This is a genomic window from Vibrio phycocola, assembly GCF_054404255.1.
Genome location: NZ_JBTAMQ010000004.1, coordinates 125,769 through 149,595, shown reverse-complemented (window position 1 = coordinate 149,595; position 23,827 = coordinate 125,769). Strand labels below are relative to the sequence as shown.

16 protein-coding genes are annotated in these 23,827 nt (G+C 38.6%); 11 read left to right on the top strand and 5 right to left on the bottom strand.

What is annotated here, in order from left to right:
• The first annotated feature begins 61 nt into the window (after positions 1-61).
• Genes ACXJY6_RS06920 through ACXJY6_RS06910 form a run of 3 tightly spaced genes read left to right on the top strand, consistent with a single transcriptional unit; the run spans position 62 to position 3,083 of the window.
• Positions 62-1,237, top strand: coding sequence for a TroA family protein (locus ACXJY6_RS06920; RefSeq protein ID WP_456049428.1), 1,176 nt, complete (start codon positions 62-64; stop codon positions 1,235-1,237).
• Complete coding sequence (locus tag ACXJY6_RS06915) at positions 1,237-2,337, top strand: FecCD family ABC transporter permease (RefSeq protein ID WP_458767812.1); 1,101 nt, start codon at positions 1,237-1,239, stop codon at positions 2,335-2,337. The genes ACXJY6_RS06920 and ACXJY6_RS06915 overlap by 1 nt, the downstream gene beginning before the upstream one ends.
• Entirely contained in the window at positions 2,337-3,083 is a 747-nt protein-coding gene (locus ACXJY6_RS06910; protein WP_456049426.1) for an ABC transporter ATP-binding protein, read from the top strand. Before ACXJY6_RS06915 ends, ACXJY6_RS06910 begins: the two co-directional genes overlap by 1 nt.
• Positions 3,084-3,298: 215 nt before the next feature.
• Here the strand turns inward: ACXJY6_RS06910 and ACXJY6_RS06905 are convergent, their stop codons facing one another.
• On the bottom strand, positions 3,299-3,751 hold the full coding sequence (locus ACXJY6_RS06905; protein WP_456049425.1) for a DsrE family protein: 453 nt from the start codon (positions 3,749-3,751) through the stop codon (positions 3,299-3,301).
• 418 nt (positions 3,752-4,169) lie between these two features.
• On the opposite strand from ACXJY6_RS06905, the gene ACXJY6_RS06900 reads away from it, so the two are divergent.
• The 5 genes from ACXJY6_RS06900 (at position 4,170) to ACXJY6_RS06880 (ending at position 13,570) form a co-directional block, all read left to right on the top strand.
• Positions 4,170-5,834 carry a hypothetical protein gene (locus tag ACXJY6_RS06900; RefSeq protein WP_458767811.1) on the top strand — a complete coding sequence of 555 codons (1,665 nt, stop codon included), beginning with the start codon at positions 4,170-4,172 and terminating at the stop codon, positions 5,832-5,834.
• Between the two features lie 1,203 nt (positions 5,835-7,037).
• On the top strand, positions 7,038-8,681 hold the full coding sequence (locus ACXJY6_RS06895; protein WP_458767810.1) for a DEAD/DEAH box helicase: 1,644 nt from the start codon (positions 7,038-7,040) through the stop codon (positions 8,679-8,681).
• A complete protein-coding gene (locus ACXJY6_RS06890; protein WP_458767809.1) occupies positions 8,681-10,489 on the top strand; it encodes an ATP-binding protein in 1,809 nt (602 codons plus the stop codon). Before ACXJY6_RS06895 ends, ACXJY6_RS06890 begins: the two co-directional genes overlap by 1 nt.
• On the top strand, positions 10,489-11,409 hold the full coding sequence (locus ACXJY6_RS06885) for a phospholipase D-like domain-containing protein (RefSeq protein WP_458767808.1): 921 nt from the start codon (positions 10,489-10,491) through the stop codon (positions 11,407-11,409). The genes ACXJY6_RS06890 and ACXJY6_RS06885 overlap by 1 nt, the downstream gene beginning before the upstream one ends.
• A 10-nt stretch (positions 11,410-11,419) precedes the next feature.
• Positions 11,420-13,570 (top strand): DUF262 domain-containing protein, encoded by a 2,151-nt coding sequence (locus tag ACXJY6_RS06880; RefSeq protein ID WP_458767807.1) that lies wholly within the window; start codon positions 11,420-11,422, stop codon positions 13,568-13,570.
• Between the two features lie 69 nt (positions 13,571-13,639).
• Here the strand turns inward: ACXJY6_RS06880 and ACXJY6_RS06875 are convergent, their stop codons facing one another.
• Genes ACXJY6_RS06875 through ACXJY6_RS06865 form a run of 3 tightly spaced genes read right to left on the bottom strand, consistent with a single transcriptional unit; the run spans position 13,640 to position 18,870 of the window.
• Positions 13,640-14,539, bottom strand: coding sequence for a phosphoadenosine phosphosulfate reductase domain-containing protein (locus ACXJY6_RS06875; RefSeq protein WP_458767806.1), 900 nt, complete (start codon positions 14,537-14,539; stop codon positions 13,640-13,642).
• A gap of 17 nt (positions 14,540-14,556) precedes the next feature.
• Complete coding sequence (locus ACXJY6_RS06870) at positions 14,557-17,910, bottom strand: hypothetical protein (RefSeq protein ID WP_458767805.1); 3,354 nt, start codon at positions 17,908-17,910, stop codon at positions 14,557-14,559.
• Between the two features lie 3 nt (positions 17,911-17,913).
• Positions 17,914-18,870, bottom strand: coding sequence for a DUF4007 family protein (locus ACXJY6_RS06865; protein WP_458767804.1), 957 nt, complete (start codon positions 18,868-18,870; stop codon positions 17,914-17,916).
• Between the two features lie 360 nt (positions 18,871-19,230).
• Here ACXJY6_RS06865 and ACXJY6_RS06860 point away from each other — a divergent pair, with 360 nt between their 5' ends.
• Entirely contained in the window at positions 19,231-20,286 is a 1,056-nt protein-coding gene (locus ACXJY6_RS06860; protein ID WP_458767803.1) for a cysteine desulfurase family protein, read from the top strand.
• Here the strand turns inward: ACXJY6_RS06860 and ACXJY6_RS06855 are convergent.
• Positions 20,273-22,303 carry a DNA phosphorothioation-associated putative methyltransferase gene (locus ACXJY6_RS06855; protein ID WP_458767802.1) on the bottom strand — a complete coding sequence of 677 codons (2,031 nt, stop codon included), beginning with the start codon at positions 22,301-22,303 and terminating at the stop codon, positions 20,273-20,275. The genes ACXJY6_RS06860 and ACXJY6_RS06855 overlap by 14 nt on opposite strands.
• Positions 22,304-22,461: 158 nt before the next feature.
• On the opposite strand from ACXJY6_RS06855, the gene ACXJY6_RS06850 reads away from it, so the two are divergent.
• Together ACXJY6_RS06850 and ACXJY6_RS06845 are read left to right on the top strand one after the other, a co-directional pair.
• The gene (locus ACXJY6_RS06850) at positions 22,462-23,118 is read left to right on the top strand and encodes a hypothetical protein (protein WP_458767801.1); all 657 of its coding nucleotides are present in this window, start codon (positions 22,462-22,464) and stop codon (positions 23,116-23,118) included.
• 204 nt (positions 23,119-23,322) lie between these two features.
• On the top strand, positions 23,323-23,724 hold the full coding sequence (locus ACXJY6_RS06845) for a hypothetical protein (protein ID WP_458767800.1): 402 nt from the start codon (positions 23,323-23,325) through the stop codon (positions 23,722-23,724).
• Positions 23,725-23,827 lie beyond the last annotated feature (103 nt).

The window sequence follows — 23,827 nt, the reverse complement described above, 5'->3', positions numbered from 1 at the left end:
AATCGCAATGAGAACACTTATCATTACCATTAAAATCAATTCTAATAAATTGGTGTTCCCCATGACAAATAACATATTTAGTCAATACCTTACGACGTCAGCGATTATTTTTACCGTTTCCGTACTCCCTAATATTGCGCATGCCGACAAATTTCCTGTTACGGTTACTGACGTTGCGGGGCGGAGTATTACCCTAGAAAAAAAACCGAATAATATCGCGTTATCAACAGGTCGTGTGTTTCCATTGTTGGAAATCATTTACCAGCGTGATGCGGCTGAACACTTAGTTGCGTGGCGTGATGATATGCGACTATCTGCGCCGAGTATGTATGCTAGCTATATTAAAGATTACCCACAACTTGAGAATATTTTGAAGGTAGGGACAATCAAATCCGGTGAGTTTGACGCCGAACGTTTTATAAGTATGGATAATAGGCCTGATTTGTTCGTTGTCGATATATCGAACATCAAACTCGCAGAAGAGAAAGGACTGATTGCCAAACTTGATGACGCGGGTATTAAGGTCATCGCAATCGATTTTCGCGAAAACCCAATTAAAAACACGCTTCAATCGGTCACGAGTTTGGCGACCGCACTTGGTGAAAAAGAGCAGGGCCAGAAATTTGCCGACTACTATCAAGCTCATGTACAGCACCTAGCAGATGTTGTTGAAAACCTGCCAGAAAATGAAATGAACAAAAAGGTCTTTATTGAGAGAGCCGCTGGTTATCGAGACTCTTGTTGCCGTACATTTGCAGCGGGCAATATGGGGGCATACATTCCTTTCTTAAAAGCGACAAATATTGCGGATGAACCACTTAAAGGAGCTATTACTGGTCAAATGTCGGTAGAAAGCGTGATTACCTCTCAACCGGATGTGTACATCATGCAAACGACTGGGTGGATAGATAAAGATGGTAATAACAAAGCGGGCGTACCATTCGGTTATGCCCCACTCAATGAAGCTGCGATTACTAAGGCGACTAGCGCATTAATGGAGCGTACTTGGCTAAAAGCAACGCAAAGTTATCAGACTGAAAACGTATATTCTATTTATATGCCATTTTATAACTCACCTTATAATCTTGTTGCGATGGAATATTTTGCAAAATGGATTCATCCAGAACAGTTTAAAGATTTAGACCCACTTGCGACGTTTGAACAGATGAATAAGCAATTTGCCGATCGTTCTGCAACGGGTGTGTTTGGTCAAAATAATTTTGAGGCAATGAAATAGTGAGTGAGTCGACTTGCATCAAAAGTATCAGTATTGATAACCAAGACACATTAACGAATGAAGCGTCTGACGCTCTGAACCTTCACTACATGAGGGCGAGAAAGAAAAGGATAGCTCTAGCTGTCTTTTTTGTATTGAGTATTGTGTGCCTAATCGCTGATATTTTGATTGGCTCTCAAGGCCTTACGTTGTCACAAGTTATAAGAGGAATCTTTGACCCAGCATCGAGTGATATTGCAAGTCGAATCATCATTTGGGACATCCGTATGCCGATGTCCTTGATGGCACCGTTTATTGGTGGAGCCTTGGCCATTGCTGGGGCACAGATGCAAACAACACTCAATAATCCGTTAGCTGACCCCTATACGTTCGGTGTTTCGGCAGCGGCAGGTTTTGGGGCAGCCTTGGTCATCACGAATATTATTTCTTTACCTCTGATTCCAGAGCAATATCAAATTGCAACGATGGCATTTGTTATGTGTTTACTCACCACATTTATGATTGCTGGAATGTCATCATTACGCCGTATCTCGATTGAGGGAGTAATGTTATTTGGTGTTGCAATTATGTTTGCCTATGACGGAATGTTGACGATGATGCAATATATTGCCACCGAGACACAACTGCAGACTCTGATATTCTGGCAAATGGGTTCACTCGACAGAGGTAGCTGGGAAAAAATCACTATTCTTGCGATTTTGTTACCGATTGTGATGGCCATCATGATGAAAGATGCTTGGAAGTTATCCTCATTAAAAATTGGCCAAGAACGTGCAGAATCGATGGGGATAAATGTGAATCGCCTGCGTATTAAAACGTTGATCTTAGTGTCTGTGATTACGTCGCTATCAGTTTCATTTGTGGGAGCTGTTGGGTTTGTCGGACTAGTCGCCCCTCATATTGCTAGAATGATTTTAGGAGAAGACCAGCGTTTCTTTTTGCCCGCCTCATTTCTAATTGGTGCTGTGCTGCTTGAGCTAGCATCGATCGCGAGCAAATCTATCATGCCAGGGATTATTCTCCCCCTCACCGTCATGATGTCGACTGTCGGCGTGCCTTTCTTTATTTTTCTCATTGTGAAAAAAGGAGGGAAATTTTAATGGCTCTAAAAATCAATGAGTTATCTGTCTCTTTCTCTGGGCATAAAGTGTTAGATGCTCTCAGTATTCCTGAAATCCAACCTGGTGAAATGGTTTCGTTGATAGGAAAAAATGGAGCGGGTAAATCGACCGTTCTCAAACAAATGACCAAACTCATCCGGTTAAATCCTAGCTTGATTACCTACAATGGCCAGCCAATTGAGAATGACGAAATTGGGTACCTACCTCAAGACCACCGAATTTCCGCAAGTATTACGGTAGTTGAATTGCTGATCACTACCATGCATGTAGGATCTAGGTCTTTGTTTACCCAAGCAAACAGCGCAGAACGAGCACTAGCGTTATTGATAGATATTGGCATCGTACACCTCGCTAACAAAGTGTGTACTGAGCTATCCGGTGGTGAAAGTCAGATGGTTGGTTTGGCACAAGCTGTAATAAACAAACCCGCCATATTAATCCTCGATGAACCCACCTCAGCACTGGATATGAACAATCAATTAAAGTTATTAGAATACGTAAAAGCCTATACTCTTAAACAAAGAGCTTGCACGTTAATGGTTATTCACGATCTAAATCTAGCGATTCAATATTCAGACAAAGTAGCAGCGTTGCATCGTGGTAGCTTGTTTGCGTATGGCGAGCCCAATCACATCATTAATCGTGAATTGATTCGTCATTTATTTGAAGTAAACTCACAGATTATTCAGTTAGACCAACGGCCAGTAGTTGTTACTCACCTGTAAAAACACTATCCCGGCTTATGGCTAGTGTTTATATAAGTTACACAGAATCTGTGACAGGCTCGATTTTTCACACCAACAACTTTTTTAACCATTTCATTGGCCTAACCGTGACTCTGCCCTGAGGCTTCGGAGCCAATTAATCACGAATGGGCCAATATTTTCAATCTAAAACAATGTTCTAATCTACATTTAGTCCCTTTACTTAAGGCTATCGATTAAAAATTATAGACGCGAACATTTTCAGAAATCATCATTGTTGCCATTTCTGGTGGAGTGGCAACTTTGATACCATCACGTAGATCTTGTTTACTGTGCTCACTATTTGGAAGATAAAGGGAGCAAACACTGATATTAGACCCTTTCGATTGTAGTTTAGCGATCAGCTGTTCGGGAGTCGCATTGAGTGGTTTTAATGGGTTACTAACAGTAGATGACAGCGCTAAATCACCAGCTTGGTCACATAATAGTACATCTACAGAAACTCCTTTTGATTGCATAGCATTGCCTAATACCATTGCCATCCCTTGTGTTTGTAAAGAATCACTGGTGACTATGAAAAGTGCTTTATTCTCGATCGGATTAGTGGCTGTACTCTCGGCCATAGCGCAAGTAGCCGTTAGCAATGCACCGGCTAAAATGGATATAGTAAGACGCTGTGTTAAATTCATGTGGTACTTCTATATATTAACATTAGCATAATCTAATTAATAAAAATCTAACTTAAAGGTTAATGTTAAAGATGTAAAGACAATAATTAGCCTTTGGGTAATTGAGTGGTACTGTTTTCAGAGCAATATATCAGTTAGTTAAGGTGGGTTCCTATAGGGTATAAATATCTCATAAAATTGAGTAAGGTTTATTTTTGGGAAAATCAGCACCTGTTGAATGGATAAGAAATGTCGTTTAGTGTATTAACGTTCTAAACGTCAAAAATGTTTTTCATCTCCATACAAGTCTCAAGTGGTGAAGATGTCAGCTTGAGTATTAGGTTGTTGAAAAATCGATAGAGGCTCTTACATGCGGTTTTTGTTATCGATCACACTGGTATTATGTTCCTCATTCCTCACCATGGCGCAAACTCTTGATTTGAGGAACATACCTGAAGCCCGCAAAATATACGAGGATACCAGCGGTGTCTATTATGGTGCAATGCTCTCTTACACCGGCATTCATCCAAGAGATAGTGCGCCAGGAAATATTGAGTTGATGATTTTTGCCGAAAGAACAATTTCTTCAAAAGGCACTTATTTCGAAGCAGATGAGGCATCTATTCAAACGACACCAATCGAAGCACCCCAACCTGGGTTCACGTATTCGGAGGTGGAAATTGCTCGTTTCTCAAATCATATTATTCCTGCACTTTACGCAACATTCCCAGAATGGAAAAATCACCCAAGGTATCAATCTAATCGTCGACGTGTCGCGGCATGGATCTATATAAAAGACAATTATCTTCATCCGTATGGTGGCGGTAAGAAGGCTTCCTTTGAAGCTGAAGATCCAGTTATCTATTTAAGTTTTAAACAACCTGCAGATGGCACACCTTGGCGACCCGGATATGAAATCGATGGCCTTGAAGGAGTCCCCTATGGAATTGAGTACCTGACTGCTTCAACCGTACTGAAGCGACGTAAACCAAAGTCGGCACAACAAACGGCTGCCCTTACCGACATTTCAGCGATGTTTGAACGCCACAAAGTTCAAAAACAGGCACTAGAAAAGAAACGATATGACGGGTTCGCGAATCTCCTACACTGGTCTAAACGACCTGGTCTTATCTATAAATCCGGTACTTATTGGAGTAGTTACCAGAATTTTGAGACACCTCGGAATATTATTGAGGGTAATTTTCAGTTTATTGCTAACGCGGGGGATTTTGCAAAGAGCTATGTAATATATGTCGATCAATACTCAAAACTTTGTAAAACGCATTTACCCGCAAACCGCACTAGATATACGGAATCTTGGTTTCAAACCCGTTATGGGGTGACAACGCCATATGGACAAAAATCTGTGGATATGGAAAACCGTTTGGCGAAAAAATATGAAACCATGGCAAATGCGAAGTATCTAAGCGGTGAATTCAGTCCTTTTGCAATAATCGGGGCCGCATCAACATCAAATGGCGACGTTTTTTCATTTGCGCAAAACAGATTAACATCCCTTAATGACGAGTTGGTGTCCGATGCAGAAACTGCGCATTTCTTAACCAATGAAGCTTGTGCCTCTCCGATTGTAAAACAATACGCTGAAAACTTATGGAGAGGTGCAAATAACCTTAAACCTGTCCAAACTACACGGATTAACCTCGTTGAACCAAAACTCAACTTCGAGCCTGCAACAAAAAAAGATATTTTGCGTTACATGCGAAAAACATATGAAGCGCGGGCCCGCAATCCACAGAAAACCGAAGATGGGTACGCTCTTTATTCACAAGATCTGTTGGCCTACCGCACAGGTATGGGATTGGCATTGGATGGTGTGGGACAAAACGAAGACATGCGTCGAATTGGCCTTGTGATACAGAAACAAGGCTATCCCATTTTGCAATGTCAATATGGACCAATTGGACTGCTCTCAAACGGAGAGTTAGAGACGGATAATGTGTCGTTTTGGTATGAGAAAAATCCGAAAGAGCTAGGGGACTTACTTTCAGCGGCCAGTGTATCTAGTGACGTTTATCCAGGAATTCGGCATGCGGTGTCGATCTGTCCTAATACAAGTGAAGCGGCCCGTAATATATTTCGATAAAACACGGTGCTCTAAGGACGTTGATGGATAAACGTATTGATGACCCATGAGTTCCATTGGTCTTTTGTTGTTGCGTTAATTTCAAGTTTAATCGGCGGTTTGCTTTCAAAAAACCATCTGACACACGGTATGGTTTTGATTTAGCCTTCAAGGTATTTACTTCTCTAGCAGACAGTTTGTATAAGCTTCTAGCCATATTTCAATCTCCAAGTGTATGCGGATTTTTTGATGAAATTGGGTATTTTGGCCGTTATACACTTGATAAGTTAACGTATTGAAAATATTACCAATTATCTCAACAACAGTAGGTAAAATCGTTCCCTTTTCCATTAACGACTAGCCTGTTGTAAGTGTATGCCAAAATGAGTTCTACATAGTAGGCATACATTTTGGCATACACAAATGCACGGATAGAGGTGAACACAAACGAACGACCACGAAAGGTAAGACAATGAAAAATAAGAAGATTTTAACGAAAAAGTCCGCAGACGAACGTCTGCGGACTACAATGTGGCGGTGAGCAAGGGAGTCAGATTAAGAAGTTAGTACACTGAAAATAAAAGAATTATCTCAAGTCGACTTTCGGGATTATACACTCTGTCATACACCAGTTTTTTGAGACAAAGTTCACAAAAATCATTACGATTTATGTTTCGGTGGACCTATTCTCATTCAATTTGAACACCTTTCGAAAAATAGAGAATAAGACAATCGTAGAGTATAGGTCCGATAAACTAAACTGCTAGATTGATTAATATACAGATTAAAGTAGTTGACTCTGTGTTGCAAAAAGTAAATCTGATCATCATTCAGTTCGATTGGAATTAGATCTAAGCTTCTAACCTCCTCCATTTTATTCTATACCATGTAACGAATTAGACGAGACGTGCATTTCTACCTCTAATTATCCTGTGCATACTGTCCGAATAAATGAATCGCTCCACAGCCCTAACGAAGGGAGCGCTCAGATGTGATAGAAACAAAAATTATAAATCTAATTGAATTTAACACCTGATATGTACAAAATCTTGATTTTTTGTTATGCAACTTCTCACTATAAGAGTCGTATGCATACAATCTCACTAATATCCTTGAAGGAGCAGGGTTATTAATGTAATGTTTTGAATATAATGATAATAAACTACGCAAACTATCACAGCAGTAATATGATGTGTCACCCAGTTCGAGCTTGAAGGAAGAGAAATGCTCATTAAAATACTCTTAAATTTTTCCGAAGATGAGTTGCTAGATTTCTTACCTAAAAGTGCCATCAACTTCGCACTAGATATTGACCAACAGTTCTCCTCCTCAGAAGACTCATCTTTCAATAAAGCTAAACTCGCGGGAATTGTTGCAAGTGTCAAACAAGTAGACTTCATATTTGACAGATCATTACGTAATAAATTAATTGATCGGCTAACTCAAAAGCAACTAACAGAATTATTTCCGAGCTTTGGTTTACAACCCCAACACGTAACACCAAAGCATTACGATGCAATTGTTGCCTGGGCAGAGGAGAATCTAGAAAAGTTCTCAATAACTTTAGGGCTATCAGACATATATAAAAGTCAGCTAGATCAAGAAATTGAATTTGATAGCATTGCTTACGTCGAGCCAGCTTACGCCCTTTACCCTTATCAACAAAACATCAGTAAACAGGTCTTTACCAATCTCAATAGCCAGAAAGAAAGAGTGTTAATCCACCTACCAACAGGAGCAGGAAAAACTCGTACAGCAATGAATATTGCTTCTGAACACTTGAGAGAATGCGAAGACAACCTAGTACTCTGGCTAGCTGACCGTGAAGAGCTATGTTCACAGGCGTATAACGAATTCTCAACTGCTTGGAAAGCATTGGGTAATCGCCCCACTTCACTCTACGGTTTTTACTCAAGCTCGACTGAAAGTTTAAGTGGAATTGATGCTGGCTTTGTTGTTGCTGGGTTACATAAACTATTGAGCTTAAGAAAATCTAACTCGCGGCAACTAAAACTTCTTTATAAAGAGCTTGCCGAAAAAGTAACATTAGTCATTTTTGACGAGGCACATAAAGCTGTCGCTCCAAAATTTCAAGAAGTCGTCTACGATTTTATCAACAATGAAGCATTTCAAGCCGATTTAATTGGGTTAACAGCGACCCCTGGCCGAAGCTATTCTGTAGACGGGTTATCTACAGAAGACAAAAGGTTGGCTGATTTTTTTTATAACAATAAGGTATCAATGCAAATATCCGGATACCTTTCACCAATTGATTACTTGGTTGAACATGGCTATCTCGCTAAGGCGAATTTTAAGTCTCTCAACTACGATCATTCAAGTATCACTGCCTACGAGCTAAAGGATGCTGGTGGTACCGAAACAATGACAACACTAGCTAACAATATTGAACGTAATCGCCAGATTATGAGCACTATAATCGACGAATGTAAGTTGAATTCACAAATCATCGTTTTCGCATGCACTGTTGAACACGGTATTAATTTAGCCACAGCACTGTCTTACCAAGGTATTAAAGCTGCCTCTATTGATAGTAAAAACGATTCACCTGAAAGTAGAAGAGCTAAAATCGCACAATATAAAAACGGTGAGTTACAAGTTTTAGTTAACTTCAATGTTTTAACTGCTGGTTTCGACGCACCCAAGACTAATGTCACTGTCATAGCAAAGCCTATGAACTCGTTAGTTCAATATTTGCAGATGGCGGGAAGAGCGATGCGAGGTCCAAGAAGTGGTGGGAATAAAGAATGTAATATTTATACCGTAATGGATGATATACCAGAATTTCAAAGCACTAGTCTCGCATTCGGGTATTGGAACGATATGTGGGCGGACAAGGATACAAATTAATGAGTAACAGGTTTTTAAGTGCAGAAACTGTCATTGAATCTCTAAGAGACAATGGCTACAACAACACAGCTTATGCGCTAGCTGAATTAATTGATAACAGTTTACAAGCAACAGCGACTCGCGTTGAAGTCGGTTTTATTGAAGAACAATTAGCTGCACGAAAAAACTATACTGTCTCGGAAATTTCTCTATGGGATAACGGCATTGGCATGGACAGTGAAACTCTTCGTGTTGCCATGCAATTTGGTGGTGGAACGCATAGAAAAGATACTGGGGGTATGGGTAAATTTGGTATGGGGCTGCCCAATTCTTCTATCTCGCAATGCAAGCGAGTTGAAGTATGGAGTTGGCAAAATGGTAACGAACCTCATTACACCTATCTAGATGTAGATGAAATGAAAAGCGGACAACTTGAAGAAGTTCCAATTCCATTAGCTAAACCAATCCCAACCAAATATGAAAAAGCTTTTTTTACCAAAAGACCAGAATCAGGGACCCTCATTATATGGTCTAAGCTTGACCGCCTTAGTTGGAAAACAGGTAAGTCTATTTACCGTCATTGTGAACATTTAGTGGGCAGAATGTATCGCAACTTCATCAGTGATGACAATATAAAAATAGAAAGTATCACCTACCGTAAATCAGGCGAAAACCGTCTTGATGTTTATGATCGTGAAACATTCAAAGCCAACGATCCTATGTATCTAAAAAAGAAGACCTCGCTGCCAGCCCTCCCAGGTAACTATAAAGGTGAAGCTTTCTTCGAAAAAGTCGATGAAGAGGTTATCTCCGTTGAGTATATAAATGAAAATGGTGAACCTAAGAGAGATGATGTAACCGTCACCACCTCGATTGTTAAGAAAAATATTTCGAATAGAATCCTCAAGGACACTGTTGGCAGATTAGGAGGTACTCAATGGGGTAAGCATTGTGGTAAAAATGTCGGCATTTCAATAGTTCGAGCAAACAGAGAACTTGTACTAAGGGATTCTTTCCTAACTTCTGCACTTAGGGAAAGTAAGGGACGATTCATAGGTATCGAGGTATCTTTCCCTCCTACTCTAGATGCTGTTTTTGGCGTCACGAACAATAAGCAAGATGCCGTAAGATTAATACCTTACGAAATGAAGAATATATTCACTCAAGCCGGTTTTGACTCCGAGCAAGAATACCTTCGTGATCTTGAGGAAAACTCTGACTCGTTATTACAAGTTCTTAAAGTAGTCGCTGTAATAAAAAAACATGTATCAGCCTTAACGAAATTATTAGATACGATCAATATTGAAGGTAAAGCTGTAAAAGGTGAAGAACCAAAAACAGCATCTGAAGGTGCTGCATCAAAAGCTACGCAAGGATCAGTCAATCGAGATAATCATGGCCACAAAGCCAAAGATACTCCACCTGAAAAACTCGAGAAAAAGGATGTCGTCGACCATCTAAAAAAAGCCGGTGGTATGAGTGAAGAAGAAGCAGAAGAAAAAGCGGAACGTTTAATACTGACAGGAAATCGTTTTCTAATTGAAGATGTGGCTAGAGATTCAGATGCTTTTTTTGATGTATCTACCAGTAAAGGCTTAACACTCGTTCTATTTAATACTAATCATATATTCTATAAAAAATTAGTAAGTAAATTGGAACCAGATGAACTCGAAATAATGCAAACCACCATAGCTGGGTTTGCTCGAGTAATGAATGAAACAACCGATGAACGGCGCTTGGCTTATTTGAATTCTATTAGACGAGAATGGGGCATAGTTATCAGTGAGTTCTTAGACGAGCCATCAGACGATGAAATGGACGACTTTTAATGACAGGATTAATTTCCAACTCTGAGCTAACAGAAGAGTTAGAGGCCATAATCCCTAATTGCAAGAGCTTGAACATTATTTCCGCTTTCATGACCCAACCAGCGACACGCTGGTTGAGTCAGTTAGTTGAAGGACACTACCCTTCTGTAAAATTAGTCGGGCGTTTTACACCATTAGATTTTATCCAAGGCTCAAGTGATCTAAGTGCTCTTCACGATTGCATTGCAAAAGGGTTCCAAGTCAAATCGCTCCCCAACTTACATGCTAAAATCTTTCAAGTTGATGAAGATACAATATTTAGTGGTAGTGCCAACCTAACAGGAAAGGGACTAGCACTAGTTAATGATTGCAACATAGAAGCTTGTAACAGAGTGCTGGCTTCCTCTGATTCCAAGGAGTTTATCAATAAAATAATCAACTCAGCATCTGAGCTAACGTTGGAAAACATTGATAAAATGGAACAGTACATACAAAGCATCGAGGGGATAGATAAACCTGAACTTCAAATGTCGTGGCCTGAGTATGTGCTACCGCAGTGTAAAGAGCTTTTTGTTTCTGATTTCCCGTTAGTAAAGCCTGGCAATTTTGCCAAAGAGTATGAACTCAATCCATCCCTTCCATTTGCTCAAATAGAAAACGCTAGAAATGATAAAGAGCTTGCCACAGTACTATTTAAGCAAAGTAAAGCTTATCGGTGGTTAAAGACCCAAGTTTGTAACAACATTAGCGACCGCGATCTAGGGTTTGGGCAAATATCGCGTTTACTGCACGATGCGATTGCCGATGACCCTGCTCCTTATAGACAAGAAGTGAAAAGCCTCCAAAAAAATTTCTACTCGTACCTCAAGCTATATGCATTTGATGAAATAGAAATTTATTTACCTGGTAGAAAAAGTGAAGCTTTAAGACTAATAATTTAAAGAGACTAATATGGAATTAAAAGAAGCTAAAATAGCCAATTACTATAATTTAACGTTTGGAACTGAACAAGGTATTGAAAAAGCCTTAGTTAAGATACCACATTACCAAAGACCATATCGTTGGCCATCAGAGTATATAGATACACTAATTAGTGATTGGCACAACGAGGAAAGTGGTAATTATTTTACCGGGTCTATTGTTACGGTAAAAAAAGATAGTGGTATTACCCATCAATTAATAGATGGTCAGCAAAGATTTACAACTGTTTTTTTAATAAACTTTGTTTGTTTTTTAATTATTAGAGTAGCAATTAGAGAGGCGCTTCTATACAGAAGATCTAGAGTCTCTGGGTTGCTGGATAGTTTTTTTCTGAGCGCTACTTATTTATATAAAGAATATAACAAAAAAGAATTTGAAACTCTTAAAGAAAATATACTAGCTAAAATAGATAGTTTTGAGGATGCAAAAACTGAAGAAGAACAAAACAATATACAAACCTCTCTACTAGAAACCTTTGCAAACAGTGCTTATTTACCTAAAGGAAGTGAAGGTAAAACAGACTATAAATATGAATATAAAAAGTTATTGGAAAAATCTCTTGCAGAAAAAGATATAAAATTATCGTATGACCGTTCAGCATTCAATAGCCAACTAAATTCGGCACTGATTAATAGCCTAATAAAACTAGATAGCCAAAATGAACAAACATTCGAGTTTGTTGAAAATGATGAAAATCCTATCGTTTCTCAATATATGAATTCTATATTAACTATATTTAATAATTTTACAAAAATCAGCTCCTCTGTTGGTGAAGAACCATTATTAAAGGCTATAAATACTATAAAAATGATAGAAAGATTCATGAAAGAAGTTAATTTTTGTGTCATACAAACTGGTAGTGTAAATGATGCTTATACTTTATTTGAAGTCTTAAATGATCGAGCTTTATCATTAGATGATCTTGATTTAATTAAAAACCAGTTTTATAAAAAATATTGCCTTTTTAATAAAACCGAACCCGAAGAAACAATTAATAAAGTAATTGAAAAACAAGAAGAGCAATGGGGAGAGTCTATTTTCCCTGATGGGATAAAGATTGCGCATAAACCTCTAATTACCTACATTTTTTCATCTTTCTATTCAGGTGAAACCGACTACCTGTTGCAATCAAATGAAAAGAATAGATTAAAAATTACTAATTACCTTGAAAATAGATCAAGCTACGAACACTCTAGTTTCGTCAAAGATTTTAATACATTAGAAGCTTCAACCATTTTTGTTAACACCTTTGATATATGGCATAAAAGTCGTAACAAAAAAGCATTAAAGGCTGAATATTCGATAAACAGAACTCCTACGTACAAATTGGTTCACTTATTATCAGCTCTCGGCCAGTTCGGTGTTTTAGTTGGACTGACAAACGTAATATTTAAATACACTGAAAAGAACATTTCTCAAGACTTTGAGCCAAAGTTGGTTAGTAATTTTTTTAAAACACTAATAAGTGATAATAAGGAGCATATTGAAATACACAATTTATCTAAACGAATTTGGCAATTAGTAATGCAGTCACCTTCAGCAGAGCTTCCAAGAGAATATGCTATAAAGTTAATAAAAAGTAATAATATCAACTCAAGAAATATTGACTTTAATGAAGAGGATTTCATTACAAAAAGTTTAGAGGATGAACTAAACCACTGGCTTGATAACTGGCGCTACAATAAAAATGATATTAAAGTTTGCGTCCTATTTTCAAGACTTATAAAATCGTCATCCAAAGAGCTTAAATTAAATGAGTTTAAGATGACTATAAGTGAAAACGATGTAGAGAAGCTTCATCTTGATCATATGGAGCCTAGTAGTATACAAAGCCACAATAGGTCAAGTTACTTTGATAGTGAAGATAGGCAAGTTATTGTTAATGGCTTAGGTAACATGTTCCCTCTTCCAGGAAACCTAAATATGAGTAAGTCTAATCAACCTTGTTTCGAAGCTTTTAAATTTTTAGAAAAATCAGGGCTTGGTCAACACTGGTTAGTAAGTGAAACAAAAACTATTTTTGATAAACATAGTGCTAATGGGATTCCTACACATAAGTTTTTTCTAGAGCGTAAAGCATTCTTAAAAGCGATTTTTTATAAAACCATTGTTTCAGCTTAATTTTATAAAAATGCAAGAACTCTGACTAATTTAAATCTAGCAGAGTTCTTATCATCGATTCCGGGTTCACTACTTATAACACGTTATACAAGCTCCACCACCCTCTTCTAAATCATACATGGCATCCATGTCCAATGTATCGATGAGCATGCTTTCATCAACCATTGCATGCATGCCTAGGCGGCGTTTGCGCTCGCGCTGCTTCTTTTTCTCGAAGCGAACTTTAACTTTTTCATGATTTTCTTTGATTTGTTTAATCCGCTCAGGGTCTTCCAATGTTTCTAGAGGCTCGTTTGGCCCCATCCAAAAAAAGGTTTCTCCATTGGCACTCGTTTCTGCCCGCTTTTCATATGACTTAGCTTCTTCAAAAGCTTCAGGGTGCCTCTCGCGTAAACGTACCCATTCGATTTTTCGTTGAAAGAAGCAAAAAGTACACCCAGACCGCGAACGCCATTCATAATATTTCGGTAAACCTAATCCGGCACTATCAAGCATATCTAGAACACCCTGCTTTTTAATACCGTCTTCTGCGAAAGGCATTTTGATCGTCAGGTATTTCTGATTTTCGTTTGGCCTGTATCCATCTCTCCATGGTTCGTCGGCGCGTATTCCAACGTACGAAATAACTTCATAACCATCATCTAGATACGGTCTTATCCATTTTTCAAAAGGCTCTAACTTCATGCGAATAGTACACCAACGCTGTTGACCTGCTGGCAAATAGTTATTGTGCTCCTTAAGCCAGTAGTCGAATCCCTTTTTATCATTGATATGTAAAATAGGCTTGCCTAAAACGATTTCTAGCTGTTCAAGGTATTCGTATACCTCGGGAAGTTCCTTCCCCGTGTCAGTAAAAAAATACTCGATATCGAGTTCCGGATAGTTCCTTGCCATATACACAGCTAACGCTGCACTATCCTTTCCACCAGACAGGCCCAGGACATGTTTTACTTTTCGTTCTTCACTCATTAATAATACCTAAGCTTTTAACTCCGAACCTCTAACGTTTGTCTCAATAACCTTTGTAACACGCTGACTTTTTCAAATTCATCCAGATCCGCTAGCTGAGTCTCAATAGCATTTAAGACTGGCTGAATTTGTTTAACCTCTACAGCTCTAATTTCTTTCTTAAATGATGTTAGCTGCCCGTCATCACCTTCCAAAACAAGAGAGACAAGTTTCGTTTTCGCTGGGCTTGAATATTCCTCACTAGAGCGTTGTGACTTAACCACACTTAAAAAGTCTTGCGCATAGTCACTAATCTTGTTTGAAGCTGTTTGTAGAATACCTTCATTCCAGTTCTGTTTACCTCGCCCGATCACAATCTGTATCATGCTTTCTAACCACTGAAGTAAGCCCGTATCACTCTTTGCTAACTCTCTAGCAAATGCCTTAAGGCGCAAATCACCTGAATTTTGTTCAACGTACTGACACATTTGAGTCAGCTCTTCACCCGTTTCGGGGAATATCGCTTTAACTTTGAGCTTGATGCTGGCCAACATCATTTCATGTTTCTGACGAAGCGTAGAAAAACAATCTTCTAGCATGTCAATTTTGCCAATAAGATCTCCGTCTAACTTTTCAGTTATTAGTACTTCTTTTAAATCTTTTATCAGTAGAGTATGCGGGTCATTTGCCTGTAAAAAAAGGTCTCGGATTTTCAGGTATTTCTTATTCTTTATCTCGTCATCGGGCACTAAATTATGCGCATTTTTCACCCATTGAGGTAGATTATGCATGGTAGTTACTAATGGTGTTGCAACGGCTAGTATGTTGTTTGCGACATCTCGGTTAGTTTCTGCAGCGGCAAAAACTGATAAGTGTTGTAACCATTCTTTATCTTCTTTCGCAAGAACGATGTACTTTACCGCGAGGTCTCCTGGGTTTTTAATAAGCTTTTGAACATAGTCAGTATCTGGTTCCGCTATATAGGAAAAATCTCCAGACATATCTTTTTCATAATAGGCTATTTCATCTCCCATCGACTTTAATAAAACAAGAATAAAAATGGGGATAACACCTTTAGTTAATCCAAATGGTTCAGACGCCCATAATTCTGCAATCTTGGATAACTCTACTTGAGATCCATGATGTTGCTTCAATAATTTTTCTGCAGTAATAAAAACATCTTCGAAATTGCCATTCAGCTCATTTCTCTTCCAATGCTTCCCATCGTCTGCATCAGCAGAATGAATACCCGTCGTTTTAAGGCAACTGAAGTACATTGATTTTTCTGGTGGAAAACCTTTAATACCAAGAGCTTCAATTTTTTCTTGATATAACATAGCCTCAAGAAGCTTTTTAAGTGCAGATACCGCTGTTCCAGATAGCTTATTTCGGTTCACCAACTCATTAAGAATTTTAGGTGCTTTGTAAAAAATCCTGTCAGCCGCAAAAGTAGCTATTTCACTCATGGTTTCGCTCTCGTAGATCTCACCATCATGCAACCAACGGGCTCCATTGAATCCTGCGACTAATGCTGAATCCAAGGCAGATTGTGCATTAAATATTCGAGCTCGATATTCCTCACGAGCGACCTTATCGTGAGTTAGGATTGAACCCGTTGTTTTATCACTCTTGATAAGCTCTAGAGCATATTTCTCATTTGCTAAACCAATAATTTCTTCTGCATTGGGTGCATAAGCAAGCATCAAGGACTTGTCACTTCGAGTTAACTCAAGTAATTGTTTTTCTGGCTCGTGTTTGAGCAATAAAACAAAATTCGCGAATTCTCCATTTCGATTTCTTTTTAGATTTTCAAGATCAACATGATTAAACTTTTGAACAACGGTCTGAGTCACCCATCTCAATGTACCAAATTCATGATAATGACCTTTCGCAATAACTTGTGAACTAAAGTTGATACGTTCAATTGATTCATTCCCGTCTTGTATCTGTTCTAGTTTTTCTTCAACGAGTTCAGCAATATCAATATCAGAGCCTTCAAATACAACCCATGATGAAAGATGTTTACGGTAAACAATACAGGAAGCACTTTTGAGTTGTTGTAAATACTGATTTAACTCTTCATGATCAGAAATATCATTCGTCGTTAAAAGGATTTCATTAGTTGCAGTTAAATTAGCTAACTTTCCAAAGAGTGTAATCAGCGAAATAGCTTTCAATAATTTAATGGTTTGAAGCGGAAAATCCTTCTTTGTTGCTTTTCTAATAGCATCTGTAGCAGTTGCCCAAGCATGCCCATCAGGAGAACCTAGAATCGCATGTTCCATGTTAGCTTCTAAGTAGTCCCACAGATTACTTAAATCATATAGCGAATGCTCATCGCTAGTTTGCTGCAAAAACAGCTGAAAACTAAACTGTTCGTGTGAGTTTAGAAAACTAAAAGTACTGCGTTCGTTTTGGCTAAATCGTCTTTTTGCAATAGGTCCCAAAAGCAAGGCTGTTAAAGGGTGCAGGGGAATACAACCTTCCAAGCGTTTTAACAGTAACTCTTTACGTCTCTTTTTATCCTCAAGAGCATCCAACACTCTTTTTACGAGTTGATTGTGATGACCTTGATGACTTGAGTCAGCTTTGATCGAATCACTAATTAACGCGACAGTCTCATCGGTAGATACGTTATACAAAATATCACTATAACGCCCTTGTATCTTTGCCCATTCATCTTGGAGTTTAGTTCCACGCTCTTTTGCATATTCACTAAATGCTTGGTGTAAAAGCCCTAAAAAAATCATTGGCGTGTTAATACGAGAGAACTTCTCTACTATATCTTGGAATAAGTGTAAATCACCACCGCTGCGGTTTATGTATTCAAGGCTTTTACCCATCTCATCAGCGACAATCAAAATACCATCCACATGAGAGGCAACATCATCAAAAAGTGATTTCCATGATTTTATTAAATCAATATCGCTTTCTACTTGCGCCTTCTTATATTTATTAAATTTTTTCCTTCCTCGAGTATTTGGGTGCTCTTCCAAAGCAACAAGCGTAGCATTCCAAAATGACTCTACGGCACCACTGACACCGCCTACAGATCGAATCTGTAACCAACCATCTTTGTAGTCAAAACTTGCGTCAACAAGTGCTTTAGACTCCTCATGGATAGTTGATATAGCTGAGTGGCGGATTTCTGAATCTGCGTGTAATAGTCCAGCGATCAAAAGCGCAACCGTCGACTTCCCTGATCCATAAGCTCCGGTTAGAGTATATGCACTTTGCCCAGACTGATTGAACTGACGAAACAAGGTTTCAAGTGCTGTTTGAGCGGTACCGTGATAAACCAAACCATGAAAAAAATCGGCGTTCAAGTCACTATCGATACGAGTTGAACGTTGATGGCGCGTTGCGATAGAGTACATATTGCTAAGAGTCACGGCTTATTTATCCTCTGGTTGGTAGTATTGCTTAAGGTATTCTGCCGAGTCGACATCATTTATATTTTTAAAAGAATGCTGTACCTGTCTTAACCCTTGAGTATCAGTCCAAGCAATCATCCCATTAGTCAGGGTTTCCACTTGATCTAACAAATCGCTAATTCCAATTGAGGATAAGCGGAATACTCGACCAGGCGAGCCTACATCATTCAACAATGATTCAAAAGAGAGGGTACCTATCTTGCTATCTTTTTGTTTTATCTTCATAAAATCGATAACCGCAAAAGCAAAAACTTCCACAGGTAGTGAGGATCTTCGAGAAAGTTCAGCAATATATTCTTTCGCTCCTTCTTGCTTGATCAAGCTTAATTCAGTGAAAGGAGATGCGAAGCTATCTTCATTGATTTTGCTTGCTTGGAGGGGCTTATGTGCATACATCTGCAAAAAACAGTCTATGTCTTTATTTAGAGTCGCTTCCGTCACCTCTTTATCATGGTTAACCAACGAATCCTTTATCTCAGTAGACAAAGCTTCTTTTTTTACCTTTATACCATTGAAGTAATTAAAGAAAAATCTAGAAGTGTTTAATTTCCCCTCATTTACTTCTAGTGATTGAAGTAACCAATGTAAAAGCCAGGTTGTGCCAATTTTATCTAAATACTCGTCAAAAGCTATATGCTCACCAGTGCTCGTAAATAGCTTTTCGGCTAGAGGTGTTAATCGATAAATTTGATTTTTATTATCAACGCATGTAACCAAATTCAGTGCTTGAATCCAATACCGCACAGAGAGAACCATATTTCTCCCCATACCCATAGATTCCATCTGTTTATCAACATCATCCTTACTAGAAAGTGATTCACCATTTACAACCTCTTGAATTATCTTATAAATCCAGCCATAACGGATAGGGAAGGTTTGATGTCCGGAGAACTTCAGAGTTGTTGATTCGATATTCACTGTGCGTACCTTGTTGAATTGGAGATTTTATCCAAACACCGATCTTACACATTAATATCATTAGGTCTAGGTACTTTTACTGAAAGATGTCACAATGCTGTATATATAAACAGTCACATACAGAAATATACAACAAATTAGCTACACAGGTAACATTTTCACATTCATTTTGACTTGAGGGTGAAGTCAAAACAGAGTTGTCGGAATAATAAGTATCAATCCAATGGCAATCATTATTAGTTCATATGATTCATTAACTTACTCATTGTACTAAGAATGATCTTTAAGGCACAACTTAATCAGTATACGATAAGACTCAATTATCATATTTATTTCTAACCTCGAGCTAACAACCGTCTAATGAAAAACTATTACGACTATGCAGCATCTACTCCAGTTTCAGAACAAGTGCTTGAAGCGATGAAACCATGGGAAATAGATAATTTTGCTAATGCCTCATCTGCACACCAAGCGGGACGAGCCAGCTATCAAGCCATACAACAAGCTAGAGAGATCGTCGCAGAAAAAATCGGAGCACTACCTAGCGAGATTATTTTTACTAGCGGTGCGAGCGAGGCAAACAACCTAGCTATAAAAGGGTTATGTTTCAATAAATTAGAATCGAAAGGTCACATAATCACTTCATCAATAGAGCACAAATGTATTCTCAATACATGTGCTTTTCTTGAAGAGTTAGGTTTTGACGTTACTTATCTAGCTCCTGATAATGAGGGAAAAATCTCTGCTGCATCAGTACGTAAAGCGATACGTGATAATACTATCCTGATTTCCATCCATCATGTAAACAATGAGTTGGGAACTATTCAGCCTATTAAAGATTTCGGTGCAATCGCATTTGAAAAAAATATTCCTTTTCATACGGATGCTGCGCAAAGTTTCTGTAAATGCGATATCGACGTAGATGACTTGGATATCGATATGCTCTCGCTCTCAGGGCACAAGATATATGGACCTAAAGGTATAGGCGCTCTGTACGTTCGAGATGCTCGAGACTCAGAGTTAGTTCCACTCATTCACGGTGGCGGACAAGAAGCAGGCCTGCGAGGTGGAACCTCCCCTACCTCTCTAATTGTCGGTTTAGCCACTGCTGTTGAGTATTACCCAGCAAGGCCAAGCCATGAACTAAAAACATTTTTAACTGCAATCGAACCGTTCAATTACACGAGAAACGGTAGTACTGATGTCGTACCAACCACATGGAGCGTAACATTTCACTCTGATGCCGATGTACAGCGTTTTACAAACAGCTATCCTTGGTTCATCTCTCAGGGTTCTGCTTGCAATGCACTATCTAACGTGGCTTCACATGTATTGACGGCGATCGGAATGACTGAGGAAAAAGCTCGAAGAACCTATCGGATTAGTCTTCCACCTTATCGATTTAATGAGAAGTAATACGAAAACCGGAAATTTGTTTACCAGCCAACCCTAAAAGCTCGTCAAATGTCTGTCTATGTAAAATCACTTCTCGATTATCAGTTGCGCCCAATAGTTTAGATAATCTCCTATCGAAGCTCTTTTGTTTTTCATAGTGCTCATGTTTATTGTCAATCAATAAGTGCTTGTTAAGAAGAGGTGGCCGACGAGATTCGTCAACATAATCAAAAAAATCGATATCCTGTTCGGCCATTTTGACTTTAGTCCTCTCTACTAAATACGGTACTGATTGTTCAAAGTTATCGTAATGAGTTAACGTTAACTTCCCAGAAGTAATATGTATTTTAATCAGGTCAACTGATTCATCTAGCTCTCCGTACATTTGAAGAGCTGCTCCTACGTACACTCGTAATAGTATTGGCAACTTCTCTATATAACTCTTGTGAAAAATAAGAGAATGGCCATCATTGAGAATACTTGCTGGTAATTCCTGATATGCTTTTTCACACTGTTCATTGATAAGCAATTTATCCGCAATCGCATATAGCAACTCAGTAGCAAGGTCAATTGCCGAACGGTAGTCTTCGAACAAGGCCTTTATATCTCGCTTTAAACCTTCCGGCTGTTGCGTATACGGTTTTCTCTTCTCAAATAACTCCATCGCAAAATAAACAAGAAGATCTTCCTTCCTTGACCTCTCCGCCATAGTAAATTCATGGGTATCAAACATCTCTTGTAGTAAACTAAACACTTTCTTGTGAGAACCAATGAGATTTCTAATCTCGTCAGTTCGTTCAAATTCATCATTGGCTGGTATGCGTCCAAGTTCTAAACACGTATTCCAAAACGAATCAAAGAGTTCACTATTTTGTGTGATAAGAAGTTTAGCGCGATCTTTGCTTTCAGCTGGTTGAGGAGAGGTTAGCTGTTGCCAAGTATGATGCCTATGATACTTACGTTGTAGGTATATCTGCTCTTCCAACTTATCCTTGAAAATATAAAAAATACCAGGTGCTACAGCGATAATGTCTTCCTGCAAAGAGCGTTCTAAGTAACCTTTAATTTCTGATTGTGCATAATATTTCTGAAACGTGTTTCGAGAAGTTATTACTCCATCTTTATACGGCTGAAACTGTGCAATATATGACTCATTTGACAACATAACTGACACAACTAGTATTTTATCCGCTAAGTCCCACGCATTTAAAAGCGCCTCAAGTCTCTCATCTTGATCTTCAATAACATTTAGAACAAACCCTAAGTTAACAATATCTGAATTCACTTTATCAGTATCGGGTAAATACACTGGATCCCAACCCAATACGTCAAGGCCATGTGCCTCCAATTCCCTTAAGTCGTCACCCCGCCCACAGCCAAAATCAAAGATGGAAAATCGGCCGTCTAAATAACCTTGTTTAACCAAAGATTTCATAGGAGCAGAGAGTTCGTGACGAACAATAGCGGTTTTATAGCGATCGATACCCGCCGGTTCACGGTTGTTTTCTAATTGCTCTTTATCGTAAATCTTTATTAGTCGTCCTTCTACGAGCTGATATCCATTTTTATGTATCAAGTTTAACCATGAATTTTTAAAACCAATTATCCTTGTATTGTCATATAAGCCAGCTTTTTCACCTTCCTGAGTTAAGGCAACAAAATGCTCATAGTAGTCACTATCCGGCAACACCATCGTTTCCTTTCGGTGCAGAATCGGGGGGTTATCAGATTCACGATAACATGTAATTTTATGGCTTAACTTACTTAGATCTACGTTAAGACTTTGCTCAAGCGCTGGATATGAATCATTGTAGAATTCAGGATAATTAAGAAGTGATAAGCGAAACTCATTTTTAAACAATTTGATTAAGTTCCACTGTTCATTGGGTACATTGACAGCCTGAGCTACAGCAGGGATAAAACGTTGTAATTGATCAGGAGCCGCACCTAATGCATCTTTATGGAGATAGACTGCATCTGGTAACCGCTTCCCGACTTTTATTTGTTCAACCAGTGATTTAAAAACCTGAAAATCCATATATCCCTACTCATTCGCTTTAAGATCCCTATCACTTTAACAAGTTTACAACTATAGAACCAAACCACTGATTGTAAAACTTACATCACAGATCAATTTCTAAGCAATCTAATGCTTATATATTAACTCTATGAACCCGAGATATATGAGATTACCGCATGCTCAACTTTGAACAACTAAAACAACGCCAACGTAATGAACGTGATACTTACCCTCGGAACCTTAGCCTCCGCGTCCACAGAGCATTAAGTTGGTTGAATAAATCTGAGCAATGCGACGATGATGACTCTAGGTTTATCTTTCTTTGGGTTGCATTCAATTCCGCCTATGCACAAGAGTTTGAACAACGACAACAATTTAGTGAGCAAGGTATCTATGGTGAGTTTCTAAAAAAGCTAATCAATTGCGATCAGAACAAGCAACTGCACAATCTAATCTGGGATGAGTACTCGAAAACGATAAGAGTAATTCTAGATAACGAATTTATCCTGCAAGCCTACTGGGACTTTCAGGCTGGTAGAGTGACTGAAGATGATTGGAAATCTATGCGTAGTAAAGCTAAGGCTGCTGCGAACAAAGCCCTTAGTCAAAACGATACGGCAAAGGTTCTGTCTATCCTATTGTCTCGCCTTTATACTCTGCGAAACCAACTAATTCACGGCGGCGCAACTTACCTAAGTTCGGCAAATCGGCAGCAACTCAGAGACTGTACTAGTATCCTAGAAAAGTTAGTGCCAATCATAATAGAAATTATGATGGATTCAGCTGATAAAGTTTGGGGTGATGCTGTGTATCCATTAGTGAAAAGCAGTTAGTACTGTGGGTTAGTCCGCTGACAGAAAACGCCTTGTCACAATCTCTGGATACGTGGGAACTTTGTTTGAAAGAAGCAGCGCAAAACATAAACGAAGCAAGTTATGATTACTTGAATGATATTGCCATTGTAAATAAAGGTGATGGTGTTATTGGGCATTAAATACGATAAGTGATGTTAATTGGTCATATACAGTGGTGTTTGTATGAGTGAAAGAATAGAGTTTATTTTCGAAGAACCAGAACAATTTGGCTCACGAGGAAACGACGAGTTATGGATATGGCTAAAAGAGTCCTGCACGCTTAGAGAAGCACGCATAGATTCGACTCTGAAAATTATTGATTTCGTAAAAACAGACCTAAAAGAATTTGGAATCGATGTTGAATGTCGTTCTGTTTCACCTGATGAGCTGATATATATAAAAGCTTTTGATAAAGAAAGGAATCATTCTAAAATTTCTATTCGTTGGTGGAAAGAGACTGGCTTCCCGCTTATATGTAGCAGAGCTGAATATATTGCAGGAAAATGGGAAACCTTTGGTGATAAAGAGACATCAGGTGCTATTAATAAACTGATACAAGCTGGGACATTAAAACTAAAGCCATAATTTTGAACTGGGCTGGTTTCACTATTTAAGCTCATGGGTTTATCTGACCCTGTATATAATTCTGTGTAACTGCCATTGGTCACAAGTAGTCAGTTAGTCGGTC